Origin of the sequence: Aquibacillus kalidii (assembly GCF_014280935.1) — a bacterium.
In the GTDB taxonomy this organism is placed as follows: Bacteria; Bacillota; Bacilli; order Bacillales; family Amphibacillaceae; genus Aquibacillus_D; species Aquibacillus_D kalidii.
In genome coordinates this window covers 92048-110348 of record NZ_JACLZI010000046.1, presented here as the reverse complement: position 1 = coordinate 110348, position 18301 = coordinate 92048, and the positions used below count along the sequence as shown (strand labels likewise).

The window sequence follows — 18301 nt, the reverse complement described above, 5'->3', positions numbered from 1 at the left end:
TAGAGAACCCAAAAGAATTCGCTATGTTAGAGGGCTCCTAACGTCGCGAAATTAGAGAACCCAAAAGAATTCGCTATGTTAGAGGGCTCCTAACGTTGCGAAGTTAGAGAACCCAAAAGAATTCGCTATGTTAGATCGCCTATCCTATTTATTACTGCAGAGTTTATAGAAATTGCGTCATAAATTAATTCTCTCCTATTAGTTCAATACCCGCTATCTTGTCTTTCAAAGTTTACTTTATTTTTTTCATAATAAGCATCTTTAACATTATCTTCAGAGAAACCTAAAGCGTTCCCTAATCCAATATATGTATAAATTAGTTCCTTGTAGCTTTCTTTACTTTGATCATGCTTAAATGCTATTATTTTTTCAAATACTATATTAAAGAGGTTTGTAAGGTCTTTTGTTTTTTCAACCCATTTTGATGGTAAATGATCGTATTGTTTATCCAATCCAATCGATAAAATGAAGTGAAGCCCATCCACATATTCTTCTAAAATAACCGACTGTGGACTTGCTGGTTTTGTGCTCCAAAATTTAAAACATTTCGTTTCATTTGCTAATTCTCCAACCTCTACAAGTAAGGCTAAAATTTTCCTGTCAAAAAGTTCTTCCGACTTTAATTGATGGTTTTCTTGAATATAGTTGTCCAATTTTTGTTGCATATTAAATAGTTCTAGCCAATCCATTATTCTCACCTTTTCTTTTTTTAAAATAATTATAACATTTATTATAAAATATTTTGAAACCTAACTAACTCCATATACGTATCTAAGTAGAGAAACTATGTGGAACAGGGAGACGGTATCGTATGATAGTCCTTATATTTAGATTATTAATCATCATTGCTATGGTTGTTTTATTGTATACAGCCTATAAGTACGTTATGAATCCAAAACGGAAGCTCGAGGTTGCACAAGAGAAAAAAGCTTTTTATTTTCTTGATGATCCTGAAAATATTAAAAAGAATTTTTTGATGACTTACAAAGGGTTTGTTTTCGAAGGCGAAAAATATCTTGGCACAACAGAAAACTCTTTCGATGTTGTAACAATTAGTATTTTTGCCCATAATTCTGATAAGTTAAAAGGGTTAGAAAGAAATGACCTTTATTTTTTGGAAGAGGAAATCCTCATACGTTATCCATATGCAAAAATCGAATGGAGATATCCTATCAATAAATTAGTTATTACGCAAATTTAGTGTCTTTATTTTGATAATTAGAGAGGGAAGTTCGTGGAATTCTGGATTCCTATAATAGTTGGAATACTTTCAGTTATAGGTTTACTTAGTGCCTCTCATTTTTACTACCAATCAGAAGAATACGATACGAAATATACTAACAAATAAATCTTATTTTGTAATTTGAAATATAAAATAGTTAAGTTGGTCCAACTGACTGGAGCGGAAATCACTATCGACAACTCAAAATTTATATATGCTAAAAAAAGTTTGGAGTTAAACATTAACTCCAAACTTTTTATGTTAGTTATGCACCTGTTTTTTCTACTTGGAAGAAATCCTCCCACTTCATACTAATCTCTTTTCTTCTTAATAAGTAAATAATCGGTAATAACGCTAGCAGGAGCACCCCTGCAACTACTGGTGAAAAACTAGAAATCCAATTTCCAATCGTAGTGTACACAACCGCTAATGGTATGTTAGCCAAGAAAGAAGATCGCATATATGTCTTAAAGTCAGCCGAAACTTCTAATAAACATAAAGATAACAGATGAAAGTGAATAAAAGGAACTAACCGCAATAAAGCAACCTGAGAAGTTGTTAATTCAGCGTTCTTCCCTATTAATTTATGTTTCATTTTCACTAGTTTCTCTGTTGTTTTCGGCATCCATTTAGTCATCCGAAAAAACAGAAAGCTAGAAAGAGTAATACCAATAACGGAATAGAGAGTACCCGCAACAGCACCAAAGATAGCGCCACCCGTGATGCAAATAAAAACTACGGGAAGAAAGAACAAAGGCCTAACTAAATGCATGCCAATAAATAAAAGCGGTGCGAACAACCCACCAGTTTCAATTATTGCCATCATATAAGTACTCATATATTCCATAGATAGCCTCCTTCATAGATGTCTTCTCTAAAATGTATGACAAGAGACGAGCTATTATGACAAACAATTAAAAATAGTACTGAATAACTAAATACATGTATATAACACTTATTAAGGGAAAAAGGAATTTAAAGCTCGTATGTTTTGTTTTATGTCTAAAGTGAACCATTCCAATCCACCCACCAAACGCTCCACCAACTAAAGCAAATAGCCATAATGTCTTTTCTGGAATTCGCCATGCTCCCCTTTTGGCCTTACTTTTATCCATTCCCATCAATGTATATGTAGCCAAATTAACAAATAGAAGATAAATAACTAGGATTATTTCAATTGACACTTAACAGCCTCCTAATAACTGATCTATATAATCTATATGAATATCTATATCTATCAAAAAAAGAGCCACTTCACAAGAAATGGCTCTTTTAAAAATACTTTATTTTAATGCAGCTTTAGCTTTGTCTGCAAGTTGTGCAAATGCTTGCTCATCATTGATAGCAAGTTCTGAAAGCATCTTACGGTTAACTTCGATACCCGCTAATTTAAGACCGTGCATTAAACGGCTGTATGAAAGATCGTTTAAACGTGCAGCAGCATTGATACGTGCGATCCAAAGTTTACGGAAATCACGTTTTTTGTTTCTGCGGTCACGATAAGCATATTGACCTGATTTGATAACTTGTTGTTTTGCTACTTTAAATAGAGCATGTTTTGAACCATAGTAACCTTTAGCTAGCTTTAAAATACGTTTACGACGTCTGCGTGTAACTGTTCCACCTTTAACACGTGGCATAGTAATTCCCTCCTAGTATATATCAACGAAATATTCGTGTAAGTTTATTATTTTGGTAGCATTTGTTTGATACGTTTGTAGTCACCTGCAGAAACGATTGCTGATTTACGTAATTTACGTTTTTGCTTTGTAGACTTGTTAGCAAATAAGTGACTAGTATATGCATGGGAACGTTTCACTTTCCCAGAACCTGTTTTTTTGAAGCGTTTAGCAGTACCACTATGTGTTTTCATTTTTGGCATGAATAGTTCCTCCTTGTTAGCTATAAACTTTTTAGCAATGTTATGCTTAGTTCCTTACTTTTCGTTCACTGGTGCAAGCATTAAGAACATACTACGACCTTCCATCTTCGGTTTTTGTTCAACCGTTGACAGATCTTTACACTCTTCAGCCATACGTTCTAATACCTTTTGACCTAGTTCTTTATGGGTAATCGCACGTCCGCGGAAACGAATAGATACTTTAACTTTGTCACCTTTTTCAAGAAACTTTCTTGCATTACGTAACTTTGTATTAAAGTCATGTTCTTCAATTCCTGGGCTAAGACGAACTTCTTTAACGTTGATGATCTTTTGCTTTTTACGTGCTTCTTTGTCTTTCTTCTGTTGTTCAAAGCGGAATTTACCATAGTCCATAATACGACATACTGGCGGTTTCGCATTTGGTGCAACAAGTACTAGATCTAAATTTCGTGTTTGAGCAATTTCCAACGCATCTTGACGTGATTTAACACCAAGTTGATCCCCATTTGAATCAATGAGACGTACTTCACGAGCTCGAATTTTCTCATTGACGTTCATATCTTTGCTAATAATCAGCCACCTCCGTAAATTTTTAAAAGCGCAATTATCAATGATCGCCTTTTAATATGAATGACATATTACAGTTACAGCCTTACGCAAGGCCAAGACAAGTTAAGAGTTTTAACACATAAAAAAAGTGTCGGTACACATACTGCACCCACACACAACTCCAGTTAAAATTCGGAATAGTAACCTGCCAACTGCATGTAGCGTCAATCAGGTGAGAAGCGGGTGCTTCTACTTGCCTCGAAGATCATATTCAATTTCACTTAAACTAGAATAACATGATTGAACAATACTGTCAACCAAGCTTCTCTTATACAATATGATTAATTTATCACGAATGTTAAAAATAAACAAGTATTATTTATATTTTAAAAAAAGTGGCGAAAAACTTATCGCCACTCTCGTTCATACATTGTCCTATCTTGCGGGATGAAAATCTTTAATATCTTCGAGTATAGCTTCAATTACGTTTAAGGTTTCAGTTGATAGTTCAATATCAACCGCTTTAACATTTTCTTCGATTTGGGACGGTCTACTTGCTCCAATAATAGCGGAGCTAACGCCTGGTTGACGCAATATCCACGCAAGTGCCAACTGTGATAAGGAGACTCCAAGATCCTGAGCAACCTTCCCTAACCTTTCAACAGTTACTAACACTCTTTCTTCAAAATAACTATTAATTACAAAGTTCGTATCATCGTTTGCTGCACGACTTTCGCTTGGAATATTAGTATTTGGTTTATACTTTCCTGTTAAAACCCCTTGAGCTAATGGTGAAAATACGATTTGACCAAGACCGTGTTGTTCTGAGATAGGTAGTACTTCCTCTTCTATATACCTTTCTATCATATTGTAAATTGGTTGATTAGAGATTAGTGGATGTAATCTTAAATCCTTGCTTATTCCAACCGCCTTTTCGATTTGAGCTCCAGTCCATTCACTCACACCTGCATACAGAATTTTCCCTTGTTTGACCAAGTCATCTAATGCATATAGTGTTTCTTCTACTGGTACTTCAGTATCGAATCGGTGGCACTGATATAAATCAATATAGTTCATATCTAAGCGCTTTAGACTAGCGTCACATTGTTCTATAATATGTTTTCTAGATAACCCACGGTCATTAGGACCCTCCCCCATCGGAAAAAAAACTTTAGTGGCAACCACATAACTACTTCGATCATAAGTTTTTAAAGCATTCCCTAATACTTCTTCTGCTTTTCCACTTTCATAGGCATTAGCTGTATCAAAAAAATTAATTCCAAGTTCATATGCTTTTCTTATACAATCTTCTGCAGTATTATGTTCAACCGATTTGCCGTAAGTTAGCCAACTTCCTAACGCTATTTCACTAACCTTTAACCCACTAGTTCCTATTCTTCTGTATTTCATTAAATTCCCTCCTAGGTATTGAAAAGGCATACATTTCTAAATTAGTTTAGCAAAAAAAGTTCTTCCTATCTATTAGGAAGAACTTTATAACCTTACTTTTTACGTAAAACTTTATTTTTAATTTCTGCTTCTATCTCTGAAACGAAATCAGATAAAGGTTTTGTTTCAGAATCTTTTTCACCATAACGACGAACATTCACTCCGTTGTTTTCGATTTCCTTATCCCCAACAACTAAAGCAAATGGAATCTTTTGTACTTGGGTTTCGCGAATCTTATAACCGATTTTCTCATCTCTTTCGTCGACTTCAACACGAACTCCATGAAGGCGTAACTCATCTTCCACCTTCTTAGCATAGTCCAAATGCACCTCTGCTGAAACAGGTATTATTTTAGCTTGTACAGGCGCTAACCAAGTTGGGAAGGCACCTTTATATTCCTCAATTAAAAAGGCAACAAATCGTTCCATAGTAGATACAACACCACGGTGAATAACTACTGGGCGGTGTTCTTTTCCATCTTCTCCAATGTAGGTTAAATCAAAACGCTCAGGTAAGTGGAAGTCAAGTTGAACAGTTGATAAAGTCTCATCTTTACCAAGTGCTGTTTTTACTTGTACGTCAAGCTTCGGACCATAAAATGCTGCTTCTCCTTCAGCTTCCACATAATCTAATTCCATATCCTCCATCGTTTCTTTTAGCATTGCTTGTGCTTTTTCCCACATTTCATCATTATCCACATATTTTTCAGTATCCTCAGGATCACGATACGAAAGTCGGAAGTAATAATCATCAATACCAAAATCTTTATATACATTTTGAACAAGCTCAACAACACGGATAAACTCGTCTTTTAATTGATCAGGTCTAGCAAATATATGAGCATCATTTAATGTCATAGCACGCACTCGTTGCAAACCAGCAAGCGCTCCAGACATCTCATGACGATGCATCGTCCCTAGTTCAGCAATTCGAACTGGGAGATTACGATAACTGTGTAATTCATTTTTAAATACCATCATATGGTGAGGGCAGTTCATTGGTCTCAAAACCAAATCTTCATTATCCATTTCCATTGTTGGGAACATATCATCTTTGTAATGATCCCAGTGTCCACTTGTTTTGTATAAATCAACACTACCTAATACTGGTGTATAGACATGGTTATAACCCAAACGCTCTTCTAAATCAACGATATATCGCTCGATTGTGCGACGAATGGAGGCACCTTTAGGCAACCAAAGTGGAAGACCTTGTCCTACTTTTTGGGAAACAGTAAACAACTGGAGCTCCTTACCCAATTTACGGTGATCGCGTTCTTTCGCCTCTTCACGTAAACGGAGATATTCATCTAGTTGACCTTTTTTCTCAAAGGCTGTTCCATAAATACGTTGCAACATCTTGTTCTTACTATCACCACGCCAGTAGGCACCAGAGATACTTAGAAGCTTGAATACTTTTATTTTACTAGTTGAGGGTACATGGACACCTCGACATAAATCAAAGAAATCTCCTTGCTCATATATAGTTACTGTCTCATCTTGAGGAATAGCATCTAATAACTCGAGCTTTAGTTCATCCCCAATCTCCTCATACATTGCTTTTGCCTCATCTCGAGTTACCTCTTTACGGACAATTTCAAGGTTCTCGTCTACAATTCTTTGCATTTCTTTTTCAATTCGTGGTAAATCCTCTGGTGTAATAGATTCTTCCATATCGATGTCATAATAAAACCCATTTTCTATCGTTGGACCAACACCCAATTTTACATTCGGGTATAAACGTTTAACGGCTTGTGCCATTAAATGTGCAGTAGAATGACGCATAATTTCTACGCCCTCTTCATTTTTTACGGTTATGATTTCAATTTCTCCATCACCTGGTAGTGGGGTCCGTAAATCATAAGCGTCACCATTTAATTTAATCGCTAATGCTTGCTTTTTTAATCCTGGTGATATAGATGCAGCTATATCTTCACCTGTAGTACCTTGTGGAAAATCCTTTTTAGTACCGTCCGGAAAAGTAATGACTAGTTGATTTGACATGTGTAATTCCTCCTTATATATTTCTAGGTTTAATTAGTGTGATAGACAGATGAAAGGTCAATACATAATGAAAAATTAACCATATAAAAAAGCACCCATCCTCTCTGCCTTGTCGCAAAGGGACGAGCGCTTTACTCGTGGTTCCACCCTAATTCCCGTTTATATTTAGTAAGAATTACTATAATAATAAACGGCTCATTAATAAATCCATAACGAAGATTAATCGCCACAAACTACTAACAGAACGTGTTCGAATGCAGAGTTCAGAGGTGGTAATCAAACGGTGGATAATCAGGAAGCTTGCAGCCAAATGACTTCCCTCTCTATTGATCCCTTCCGATATGATCTTGTCCTCATCCATACCTTTAATTTAAATTAATATATGAACGTTATTATAGCGATTAACTAAATAAAAATCAAGCAAACCTTGTCTTTTTTTAAGACATTAAGAAATATCGAATGAAAGGTTGCTATATAACATTAAACATAACTTTTCGGTATTAAAAAAGGAAATTTATCCATTGATTCAAATGTTACTCTTTCTTGAAACACATTAATCACTGTTAGGGTTTTGGCTTCTGAAGGACATTCACCGTAAATTTTAATTTGTTTAGGTGCCATTGCAATTAACGGAGTAAGGTTTACTTCTGTTTCATCTAAACCTACTATGTAAAGCGGTTCTTTTTGTATTAACGTTTTTATTTCAGATTCTGTAAACGCCTTTCCATCCTCCCTGAAAAAGCGAAAGTTGGTGCCTTGCAACACATGCACCACTTGTTCTTTAATCTGCCTTCTTGTAACAAACTCACGTAAAGACTGGATAAATGATTGATGCTCTTCCTCTCGCTTAAATTCATCAATGGCTAGTCCCACTACATCAACTAATTCTTTCTGATAAGCTTGTAAACGGAACTTAACAATCGAATCAAAATGAGTAATGGACTCTTTTTTATCCATCTCAAATAATTCAAATAAAAGACTTCTTGGTTCCTTGTCTTTTAAAATCTGCCCTAAGTCTTCATCTTCACCTGAAATGATCGATTGCGAGAGTTCCGCAATACGTTGAATTTCTTCTTTATTTTTGTAGTAATAATAATTTTGTATGATGTGATGGATCATCTGAATTTCTCTATAATAAACAAATACATCAATCATCGCCTTTTTAATTGCTAGTTGTTGTTTCTCTGTCCTCAAACCTCCGTGAACAACAATTTTATCCCCCCATTTTTCATTTGTTTTCCATGAAATACTTAAGTCCTTATTGTAATGTAATAACTGTTCATGAAAAGTCTGTGCTTCTTTTTGATTTTCAAAATATACTTCTAGCAATACATATCACCCTCACCACGCTCAAACTGTTACATTATATGGGAGAGAGTGTAAAAAAATGTGCTTTCTATCTAAAATAATACTCGATAGAGCCCTACTAGATTCATTCACCTCCTATAACTAATTGACAGCAATACGATTGAAACAGTAAGTGCAAGGAAATTAACTAAAATACTATTTAAGTATACTTTGTTGTTTTTTATTACATAGTTGAGATAAAATCACTAGTAACTGTATTCTATAATTAATTGAGTGCAAATGCGATGCTGTGGAAAAATACTCGCTTTCCGTGGGGAACGCTTCAGCTTCCTCGCTCGCAAAGAACACTCGCTGTGGGGTCTTCAGACTGTTCCTTTCCCACAGGAGTCTCGCATTTTTCCACAGCTTAACATGATCCTCCTCTCTAGTCAGCAGGGTCTAAGAAGTGTTAATTACATAGGTTTTAACAACTCATAACAATGAGAAAAATTTATATAGCGTAGGCAGAATACGGAGACTTCTGTGGGAACAGCACGCGTCCGAAGACCCCGGAAGAAGCGTTCTTTGCTGATGAGGAGGCTGAGGCCGTGCCCACGAAAAGCGGAGTATTCTGCCGAAGCGAGTGATCGCACCCATCAAATAAGTAAATATAAGAAAATTACTACTGGTGATTCTATAGATATTGCGTCATAAGTAGCAATTTTTAGAAAAAAAAGCCACTAAAAAAGAACCAATGTAACGATACATTGGTTCTTTCCTATAAGTCTCTTCGGTTAATACCAAATAAGGAAACTTCCTTACTCACTTGTTTAATTCTCTCAATAATTCTTCCTGCTTTTACTTCTTCCGTATCACCTCTTGTGGAGGTAGCTAAATGGTGCTCTAGTTGTTTTAGGCTATAATTTGAAGTGAAAAATACAGGTAATCTTTCCATCATTCTATATTGTAAAATGGATCCTAATATCTCGTCACGGAACCATGCTGACAAAGATTCAGCACCGATATCATCAATCATCAATACTTGTACTTTTTTAAATTCTTCCATTTTCTTATTAACAGAATCATCCTTAAGAGATGACTTCATCTCCCTAACAAATTCAGGCATATATATGAGCATAGTAGAAATTCTTTTTTCAGCAAGTTTATTGGCAATTGCCCCAAGAAGATACGTTTTGCCGACACCAAATGGTCCATAGAAGTAGAGACCTTTTTCAAATTGTTCTGAACTAATATTTTGAATATAGGATGCTGCTTCTCGAATGGCTTCATAACGTGTTTCCTCGTGACGATCTAGATTATCAAAACTAGCCTCTAGTATATCTTTCGGCATGTAAAGACTTTTAACCAATGATTGCCTTCTATTTTGATCTTCGTGTATTTCTTTTTTATAACATTTTTCATAAGCCAAATGAACATCATTTGACTCTACAGATAAATGTGGGGTATATCCTGGTAAGATATTTATACATTTTTCCAAGGAAGGGCAGTCTGCACAATTTTTAGACTGTGTTTTGTATTCGTAAAATTTCATCAAATTCCTATTAATATCCTGGTCAGACATTTCTGGATTCTCTCTTAAAATACCCTCTATCTCAGGATCATGAATTAACGCATTTTTAATCTTATTATAATTTTCCTGGAAATTCTTATTATCACGCATCCACTTTTTTAAAGATTCCTGAATTGATTCCATCATTCACCCTCCCTTTATTTACATGATCAAATATTGTTTAAATTATTTAAAAGTGCCTCAATATCCTCTTTTGATTCCTTATTAGTATTTTTCACTGACGACTTCTGTGAGCCCTCCTGTTTCTTTCTTTCACTAAACCAATCTGGAATAACTTCTTTTTTAGTTGGCTTCTTATAATAGGATTGTTTTTTGTTCGTATTCGTTCCCCATTCTTGGTATTTATTGTTCTCGGATTTTGCTAAAGCCATTGCTTGGCGAACTGTCGTAACATTCTTTCTAGCCCAGTGGCTCGCAATTTTCTCTAGATAAGATTTAGTAAGTTTCATATTTGTTTTTAATAGAACATAATGGATTAATACATTCATAACACCAGGATTAAGACCTTGCTGACTCATAACATCACTTACTACTTTTAAATCCTGCGTGGATGCTGAATTTCCACCACCAAGATCTTCTAACAACTGTCTAGGTGATATTTGTTCAAGCATCTTAATAAATTGGTCCTGTTTCGATAATGGCTTTTCTGTATTTTCTTTTTGATCCGAGTAATCACTTCTACGATCGACTAACTTAACCGTAGACTTCTGTTGTCTAGACTGAAATAAATCTAGACAGGCAGTCTTAAACTCTGTTTTATTTAAATCATTTTCATCTGAAACAGCCCATAGAACCGCTTTTTCAATATCCTGATCAGTCAAGTTGTAAAGAGCAATCATCTGTTCCATTAACTTCAAATTCGCTGCTGTTAATATTCTCTTGGAAGGTAGCATCCGTTGAGTTAACATTTGCTCCAGCCAGTTATAATCTATTGTTCCGTTTAAATTAGGCCCTTTGTTTACATCTTCATTCTTATTTTGATTAGTCTGAATCGGTGCCGAATTAGTATGCGTCTCGAATACATCATTGAAGTTTGCCGTCACATTTTCTCCAGTAATCTTGCCAGGAACTTTCGTATGAAAAAGATTAAAAACTTGATTGAATTTATCGTCACCCAGGTGATGATATAGTAATTGTGACAGCATACCATCCTCAAAAAACTCAGCTGGTGTAAAAGGTCTCTTTAATTTATATAAAAAGGTTTGCTGATGATCTATTTCCTGGATGTAGGACTCTAACAAACCTATTGCTTCCAATTTTAATCGAGCTTTATAGATAACATCTAAAGGTAAAGACAAATAATTCATTAACATATGATGTGTTTGTGGAATTTCTGAATGTTTTTTTAGCTGAAATTCACTTAATAATGTCTGATATAAAGATACTGCATGTGCACCAATTAAGGGCTGATATAAATGTGTTAATGATTGGAAATAAGAGGTTGAGATTTCTCCATAGAAAGAGATGCAAAATCCATCTACAGGCAGTAACTTTCCTATATGTTGTTGGTTGTCCATTTCCAATCCCCTTTCCCATTTTCAAAAAATGATTTGTAAAGTAAAAAAGAGCCGATATTTAATCGGCATCGATTTTTTATTTCTTATCAGTTCTGATTAAATCTTTTAATTCATCAAGAAAAACACTTAGGTCTTTAAATTGCCTATATACAGATGCAAACCGCACGTAGGCAACCTCGTCTACAGCAGAAAGGCGATCCATTACCATTTCACCTATTTCTTTACTCTGTATCTCAGAAGTTCCTCGGTTACGCAATTCTCTTTCTACTTCAATTGCAATAGACTCTATTTGTTCTATTGCTACTGGTCGTTTTTCACAAGCCTTTATTAACCCTCTCATCAGCTTGTCCCTACTAAATTCTTCTCTTGTCCCCTCTTTTTTAACTACAATCAAAGGAACCTCTTCAATCCGTTCAAATGTTGTAAAACGAAAGGTGCAATCTTCACACTCTCTTCTCCGTCTTATTGAACGGCCATCTTCAATCGGTCTAGAATCCAAAACCTTTGTATTTTTATATTGACAATTTGGACAACGCATCTATAATCAGTCCTTTATTTCTCCAGTAGTCACGGTTTTATGGCGTACCAATATATTCCAGTTCTTTTTTAAAATCTTCATAAATCTTACTAATTAATTTATGGCTATAGCCTAAATCAAAAGGGATCGATGACTCCGTTGTTATCGATAAATCAATCGCTGTACGAAATGGTTTAACCATTATAATGGTAACAATAACAAACGCTTTTTTCCCGCCACCTTTATAGTTCACACTTATTTCTCCATGTTCTTTAGAAACCGCTATAATCTGACAAGACTGCGATTTTCTAAAGTAGCCTTCCACTACTTCAAATGCCTTGTCCTTTGTCGTTTTAAAATAATGTGTTTGAAGCTTAGAATCCCAGTGTTTATCTTTTGTTTCAGAATGATTATTAAAATATTTATTAAAAAAGTCGCCAACAGCCATGTATCCAAGCACCCCACTATAATTAGTATAACCGTATTTAATCTTACAATTATTTTAACACGTTTTCCTAGAAAACGATATGTTAAACCTATTCTTTATATATAGAATGTAATCAAATTAATGAATTTAAAAAAGCCCTCGCTACCGATCAGCAAGGGCTAAATGTCATAATGCTTTGAATTTATTAATATCAACGGGACCAATTCCTCGAGGTACTTCTACTTTATCACATTTTTTAGATTCCAGTTCATCTGCTATATGCTGAGTTGCCACATTTGGGTCAATAATGTCTCCACACGTATAAACATCTATACTAGCGTAACCATGTTCTGGAAAACTATGAATTGTTAAGTGGGACTCAGAGATTATTACAACACCACTTACACCATATGGTGCAAATTTATGAAAAGCAACCTCACGAATCTCGGCACCAGCTTTTAGTGCTGCATTTACAAAAATCTGTTCAATCAATCCCATATTATTCAACTTTTCAGTATTACAGTCCCACATCTCAGCAATAACATGTCTACCCATTGTATCCACTATAGAACCCCCTTTAAAGATTGCTTTTTTTGAAAATAATGCTGGAGTTGCCACGAGTAAGTTAGTTCACAAATGCGCGTATTTATTCAAAAGTTTTCTTGGATAAAGGATTTGCTCGTTCATATGCAAAATGATATGCTTTACCACGATTTATACTTATTGTGGAAAGAAGTACACAGATTTCCCCTAAGTCCCATTCTTATTATGAGATTTACTAATTGGTTTATCCAGAAAAATAAGATTTCTATGTAGAAATAAGTAAAGCTTGTACAGCAATAAAACAGAAAAAGTTAAATCCCTCCTGTTTTTAGATCGTCATCAGCTATTGTCTAGTACATTCCAACGCTTTAAAATTTGTACTAGTTGGTTACCTGAGCTTTCTATTGTATAGCTATTATCAATAACGGCATCAGCCCATTCTGCTTTCTGTTTTACAGGTATTTGTGAACGGATTCTACTTGTTGCGTCTTGAATTGTTGAGTCATCCCTCTCCATTAATCTCTTGAGTTGTATTTTTTCATCAACATAGATAACCACAGTTTTATCAACTAAGTATGTTAATTTACTTTCAAACAGCAAAGGGATATCTAACACTACTGCTTTGTTACCTTGATCTACATAGTCTTGTTTTTGTCTAATCATTTCTTCCCTAACGGCCGGGTGAACAATGCTGTTTAATTTCTTGCGACTTCTCTCATCCGAAAAAACAATTTTCCCTAAGTGCTTCCTATTAATTGTCTTGTCCTCATTTAAGATAGATTCACCAAACTCTTTGACGACTTGTTGATAGGCCGTCCGCCCAACTTCAACGACTTCTCTCGCGATAATATCTGCATCAACTACCGGGATATTAAAACCTGAAAACATTTTTGCTACTGTACTTTTACCACTTGCAATACTGCCAGTCAAACCTATTATTATTGCCATACTACCAACACCTTTATGCTAAATCATCTTCATTATTCCAATAACAATTAATATAATTCCTGGTAAAAAGGATAATCGTTGTAACCAGCTCCAGTAGGACAATAAATAGCCACTTTTTAAACCTAGAAATAGAAATAAACCAGTTGTGAGCCCGATTCCACCAGCTGCAAACATAGGAGTAAAGCCTAGCAGTGCTGCCCCAATACCTGCACTAAACGAATCTAGAGACAAAGCAAACCCTAATAGAAATGCTTCAATACCAGTAATTTTCCCTGATTTATCAATATCCGCTACCATTGGTTTCTTCAAAATTTCAATTACGATACCCAGTGATTTAATTTCAAATTTAATGATTCTTGGTTTACCATCATGCTTGGATTTATCGGTTTTAAAGAATTGAATGATAACCCAAACTCCCACAGCTATTAGCAGCCATGCTCCCACGGCTTCTGCTATTTCAAATGATAGAAAGGTTGACATAAATCTGCCAATCTCCATCGCCATGTAAAATGTGACCGTTGAAATAAGTGCAATTACCAAAATAGACTGAATTGGTAAGATCATCTTTCTTAAACCATATGTGAAAGCGACCATGAAACTATCTAAACTAACCGCAATAGCTAACAAGAGAAATGTAAAAATTTCAGCCATATTAATTGCTCCCTTTCCATTCTTTTTCGTATCTCATTATATGGAAGGAGCCATTATTTGTGCTTATAAAAAGTGGCTGATACTGTATCCTAACTCTGACAGTTTAAACAAACGTGTGTACCTCTTCCTGCTACTTTCATTTTAGTAATAGGATTTCCACACTTCTGACATGGTTTGTTTTCTTGGCCATAGGCGTAAAGCTGTTGTTGAAACATTCCAATTTGACCTTGACTATTAACATAAGAACGGATTGTTGTTCCACCCTGTTCTACCGCTTCAGCCAGAGTCTCAATTGAAAAAGCTTGAATCCTTTCAACCTCTTCTATTGATAAATCACTCCCTTTTCTTGTCGGAAGTACGCCTGCTTTAAATAGCGTTTCATCAACATAGATATTTCCTAATCCTGCTACAACACTTTGATCAAGTAAAATGCTTTTTATATTACGTTCACTTTTATGAATTTTATTATAAAAAGTGTCAATAGAGAAATCACTCTCGAATGGATCTGGACCTAGCTGGTTTAATGGCTTGTCCAACATCTCCTTGCCTTTTTCAAAGACATGCATGGTACCAAATTTTCTTACATCATTATATCGAAGCTCACTTTTATCCTCAAAGTGAAAAATGACGTGAGTATGTTTTAGGATCGGGTCAGAATGGTGAAACACTCCATACTTCCCCTCCATCCTTAAATGTGATACCAATACATAATGAGAAAGATCAAATAAAAGGAACTTCCCTTTTCTTCTTATATCCAGTATGGTTTCCCCGACAAGTAAATGCTTAAACTCTTCGATATCATCAGGCTGTTTTATAATTTTAGACCATAAAACAGATACCTCTTTGATTGTTTTGTTTACTACTAAGTGTTTAAGTGTCTTTCGGATAGTTTCCACTTCAGGTAATTCAGGCATATTAATTCTCCTATAAATATATCTATCCCCTTAACATTTCCGGAAAAGGGAATAGATATGAAAGAATGATTAAAAAACTATTCATTTTTATTTAGCGTCATACCAGGTTTCCCCGTATGAGTAGTCTACTTTTAACGGAACGGAAAGCTCTATTGCACTTTCCATTGCTAATGGTACAATTTCTTTTAACTTTTCTAATTCTTCTGGAGGTGCTTCTAAGATCAATTCATCATGAACTTGTAAAAGCATGCGAGCTTGTAATTTTTCTTCTTTAAGTTTGTGATGTAAATTAATCATCGCTAATTTAATAATATCAGCAGCACTACCTTGAATAGGGGTATTCATTGCTGTTCGTTCAGCAAAGCTTCTCACATTAAAGTTTCTACTTGTAATATCAGGCAAATAGCGTCTTCTGTTCATGATCGTTGATACATAACCATTTTGCTTTGCTTCCTGAACAATATCTTCCATATATTGCCTAACTCCTGGATAACTATCCAAGTATCTGTCAATAAACTTCTTAGCCTCTTTTCTTGTAATACCGAGACTTTGAGACAAGCCATAATCACTAATCCCGTAAACAATACCAAAATTTACAGCCTTTGCTTGCCTACGCATATTAGAAGTTATTTCTTCTGCATCAACATGAAAAACATCCATTGCTGTCCTTGTATGAATATCCATATCGTTGTTAAATGCCTCTTGAAGTTTTTCATCTTTTGCAATATGAGCTAAGACCCTAAGCTCTATTTGGGAATAATCTGCAGCAAATATTACCCATTCCTCTTCAGTAGTCGTAAACGCTTGTCTAATCTTTTTACCTTCTTCCAAACGGATTGGAATGTTCTGTAAATTAGGATCAATTGAACTAAGTCGACCTGTTTGAGTTAAAGCCTGATTAAACCTAGTATGGATTTTTTGGTTATCCTTATGAACAACCTTTAATAACCCCTCAATGTACGTGGATTGCAGCTTACCTAGTTGTCTATACATTAAGATCTTAGGAATAATTTCATGACTGCCTTGTAACTGCTCTAATATGTCTGCAGAGGTTGAGTAACCAGTTTTTGTTTTCTTAATTACCGGTAATCCTAATTTTTCAAAAAGGATTGGTCCTAACTGTTTAGGCGAATTCAAATTAAATTTTTCTTCTGCTAATTCATATACCTCATCTTCAATTGTTTGGAGACGTTCCTTTAATTCTTCTCCCATATTTTTCAGACGCTCTACATCTACTTTTACCCCTGTTGCTTCCATTTCTCCGAGAATGAGCGCTAAAGGTAACTCCAATTCCTGAAGTAATGTCAACTGTTCGTTTTCTGTAAGCTCCTTCTCCACTTTCTCTTTCAGTGCAAAAATCATCATTGTTTTTCGCACTACATGATCAATTAACTTATCTTGATCAGGTAATTTCATTTTTGCGCCTTTTCCGTACACTTCCTCATCAAACAATACTTGTTTGTATCCCATACGATGACTAATCGCTGGAATATCAAAATGGTTCTCAGAAGGATCAATTAAATAAGCAGCTAACAATAAATCAAAGACAATTCCCTGCATATGAATATCGTGTTTCAATAATGCAACCGTTACTTTCTTAGCATCGAACACATACTTTTTCTGTCCTGGATCTTCTGCCCACTTTTTAAAAGAATCAGATTGAACAGCAACATCCGTTGGGATAAAATATTTCTTTTCCCCATTTACAACTGCAATTGCTTCAACGGAAGAAAGGTGATAATTGTCTCCTAGAATTTCCAACTCAATTGCTTCCATTCCAGTAAACATCTCATTTGTTACTGTATCTACTACTTCAACTTCTATATCTTCGAGTTCTTCTTGTTCTTCAGCTTCAATCGATACTTCCCCTGCTATTCTGGTCAATAATGATTGAAAACCAAGTTCCTTAAAGATGGAACTTACTTGATTAGCTTCATAGCCTTGATACGCTATATCATCTAAGCCTATCTCGATAGGGGATTCACACTCTATTGTTACTAACTCCTTACTCATAAAGGCTTCCTCTTTATGCGTTTCAAGCTTCTCCTTTAATTTCTTACCACTCACTTGGTCTAAATTATCATAGAGGTTTTCTAATGTTTGATATTCTTTTAAAAGTTTAACAGCAGTCTTTTCTCCAACTCCTGGTACACCAGGAATGTTGTCGGAATTATCTCCCATTAGTGCTTTCATATGTATGATTTGCTCCGGTCTTACTTCCATCTTTTGTTCCATGAACGTCGGCGTATAGGTATCGACTTCACTAATACCCTTTCTTGTTAAAGCTACTTTCACCTTATCGGAAACTAATTGGAGTAAGTCTTTATCACCTGAAATGACCTGAACATCCCAACCGTCCTGTTCCCCTCGTTTAGCAAGAGTACCAATGATATCATCTGCCTCGTATTCCTTTAGTTGATAATGCTTAATTTGGAATGCATCTAACACTTCCTTCAATAAGGGGAACTGCTCAGAAAGTTCAGAAGGAGTTTTTTGTCTACCTCCCTTATATTCTTGATAGGTCTTATGTCGGAATGTGGTTTTTCCGGCATCAAACGCCACTAAAATGTGGGAGGGTTTCTCATCTTCCAGTATCCTTAGCAACATTGTTGTAAAGCCATATACTGCATTCGTATAAACACCTTTATCATTGTTTAAAAGGGGTAATGCAAAAAAAGCACGATAAGCGATACTATTTCCATCTATTAAGACTAATTTTTCTGCCATTCTCATACACTCCTCTTTATATCCACTAATCATAATTTAGTTTCAGGCACATTAATAATTATTTCATTTTCCTA

19 protein-coding genes and 2 other annotated features are annotated in these 18301 nt (G+C 35.2%); of the genes, 1 reads left to right on the top strand and 18 read right to left on the bottom strand.

Going from position 1 to position 18301, the window contains the following annotated elements; translation table 11 throughout:
• Nucleotides 1-203 precede the first annotated feature (203 nt).
• On the bottom strand, nucleotides 204-689 hold the full coding sequence (locus tag H7K77_RS13750; RefSeq protein WP_186578425.1) for a dUTP diphosphatase: 486 nt from the start codon (nucleotides 687-689) through the stop codon (nucleotides 204-206).
• Between the two features lie 122 nt (nucleotides 690-811).
• Between H7K77_RS13750 and H7K77_RS13745 the strand changes: the two genes are divergently transcribed.
• On the top strand, nucleotides 812-1201 hold the full coding sequence (locus tag H7K77_RS13745; RefSeq protein ID WP_186578424.1) for a sigma-w pathway protein ysdB: 390 nt from the start codon (nucleotides 812-814) through the stop codon (nucleotides 1199-1201).
• Between the two features lie 286 nt (nucleotides 1202-1487).
• Here the strand turns inward: H7K77_RS13745 and H7K77_RS13740 are convergent, their stop codons facing one another.
• The 17 genes from H7K77_RS13740 to polA form a co-directional block, all read right to left on the bottom strand.
• Nucleotides 1488-2069 (bottom strand): TVP38/TMEM64 family protein, encoded by a 582-nt coding sequence (locus H7K77_RS13740; protein ID WP_186578423.1) that lies wholly within the window; start codon nucleotides 2067-2069, stop codon nucleotides 1488-1490.
• Nucleotides 2070-2136: 67 nt separating this feature from the next.
• A complete protein-coding gene (locus tag H7K77_RS13735; RefSeq protein WP_407926438.1) occupies nucleotides 2137-2406 on the bottom strand; it encodes a DUF1294 domain-containing protein in 270 nt (89 codons plus the stop codon).
• A gap of 99 nt (nucleotides 2407-2505) precedes the next feature.
• Nucleotides 2506-2862, bottom strand: a complete 357-nt coding sequence (gene rplT / locus H7K77_RS13730) for a 50S ribosomal protein L20 (RefSeq protein ID WP_186578422.1) — start codon at nucleotides 2860-2862, stop codon at nucleotides 2506-2508.
• A 47-nt stretch (nucleotides 2863-2909) separates the two neighbouring features.
• Complete coding sequence (rpmI, locus tag H7K77_RS13725) at nucleotides 2910-3104, bottom strand: 50S ribosomal protein L35 (RefSeq protein ID WP_186578421.1); 195 nt, start codon at nucleotides 3102-3104, stop codon at nucleotides 2910-2912.
• A gap of 54 nt (nucleotides 3105-3158) precedes the next feature.
• The gene (gene infC, locus H7K77_RS13720) at nucleotides 3159-3662 is read right to left on the bottom strand and encodes a translation initiation factor IF-3 (RefSeq protein WP_186578420.1); all 504 of its coding nucleotides are present in this window, start codon (nucleotides 3660-3662) and stop codon (nucleotides 3159-3161) included.
• A 127-nt stretch (nucleotides 3663-3789) separates the two neighbouring features.
• Nucleotides 3790-3914, bottom strand: a sequence feature (ribosomal protein L20 leader region).
• 174 nt (nucleotides 3915-4088) lie between these two features.
• On the bottom strand, nucleotides 4089-5063 hold the full coding sequence (locus H7K77_RS13715; protein WP_186578419.1) for an aldo/keto reductase family protein: 975 nt from the start codon (nucleotides 5061-5063) through the stop codon (nucleotides 4089-4091).
• 92 nt (nucleotides 5064-5155) lie between these two features.
• Nucleotides 5156-7105 carry a threonine--tRNA ligase gene (gene thrS, locus H7K77_RS13710; protein ID WP_186578418.1) on the bottom strand — a complete coding sequence of 650 codons (1950 nt, stop codon included), beginning with the start codon at nucleotides 7103-7105 and terminating at the stop codon, nucleotides 5156-5158.
• Between the two features lie 115 nt (nucleotides 7106-7220).
• Nucleotides 7221-7474 (bottom strand) — a binding site (T-box leader).
• Nucleotides 7475-7585: 111 nt separating this feature from the next.
• Nucleotides 7586-8434, bottom strand: a complete 849-nt coding sequence (gene ytxC, locus H7K77_RS13705; protein ID WP_186578417.1) for a sporulation protein YtxC — start codon at nucleotides 8432-8434, stop codon at nucleotides 7586-7588.
• 736 nt (nucleotides 8435-9170) lie between these two features.
• Nucleotides 9171-10106, bottom strand: coding sequence for a primosomal protein DnaI (gene dnaI, locus H7K77_RS13700; RefSeq protein ID WP_186578416.1), 936 nt, complete (start codon nucleotides 10104-10106; stop codon nucleotides 9171-9173).
• 26 nt (nucleotides 10107-10132) lie between these two features.
• Nucleotides 10133-11500, bottom strand: coding sequence for a replication initiation and membrane attachment family protein (locus H7K77_RS13695; RefSeq protein ID WP_186578415.1), 1368 nt, complete (start codon nucleotides 11498-11500; stop codon nucleotides 10133-10135).
• Between the two features lie 76 nt (nucleotides 11501-11576).
• Nucleotides 11577-12038 carry a transcriptional regulator NrdR gene (nrdR, locus tag H7K77_RS13690; RefSeq protein ID WP_186578414.1) on the bottom strand — a complete coding sequence of 154 codons (462 nt, stop codon included), beginning with the start codon at nucleotides 12036-12038 and terminating at the stop codon, nucleotides 11577-11579.
• A gap of 37 nt (nucleotides 12039-12075) precedes the next feature.
• Nucleotides 12076-12465: a cytosolic protein gene (locus tag H7K77_RS13685; RefSeq protein WP_186578413.1), complete on the bottom strand. Its 390-nt coding sequence runs from the start codon at nucleotides 12463-12465 to the stop codon at nucleotides 12076-12078.
• A gap of 165 nt (nucleotides 12466-12630) precedes the next feature.
• Nucleotides 12631-13008, bottom strand: a complete 378-nt coding sequence (gene speD, locus H7K77_RS13680; protein WP_328701123.1) for an adenosylmethionine decarboxylase — start codon at nucleotides 13006-13008, stop codon at nucleotides 12631-12633.
• A 318-nt stretch (nucleotides 13009-13326) separates the two neighbouring features.
• Entirely contained in the window at nucleotides 13327-13935 is a 609-nt protein-coding gene (coaE, locus tag H7K77_RS13675) for a dephospho-CoA kinase (RefSeq protein WP_186578412.1), read from the bottom strand.
• 18 nt (nucleotides 13936-13953) lie between these two features.
• Nucleotides 13954-14586: a sporulation membrane protein YtaF gene (gene ytaF, locus H7K77_RS13670; RefSeq protein ID WP_186578411.1), complete on the bottom strand. Its 633-nt coding sequence runs from the start codon at nucleotides 14584-14586 to the stop codon at nucleotides 13954-13956.
• Nucleotides 14587-14675: 89 nt separating this feature from the next.
• Nucleotides 14676-15500: a DNA-formamidopyrimidine glycosylase gene (mutM, locus tag H7K77_RS13665; RefSeq protein ID WP_186578410.1), complete on the bottom strand. Its 825-nt coding sequence runs from the start codon at nucleotides 15498-15500 to the stop codon at nucleotides 14676-14678.
• Nucleotides 15501-15587: 87 nt separating this feature from the next.
• Nucleotides 15588-18227, bottom strand: a complete 2640-nt coding sequence (gene polA / locus H7K77_RS13660; RefSeq protein ID WP_186578409.1) for a DNA polymerase I — start codon at nucleotides 18225-18227, stop codon at nucleotides 15588-15590.
• Nucleotides 18228-18301: the final 74 nt, after the last annotated feature.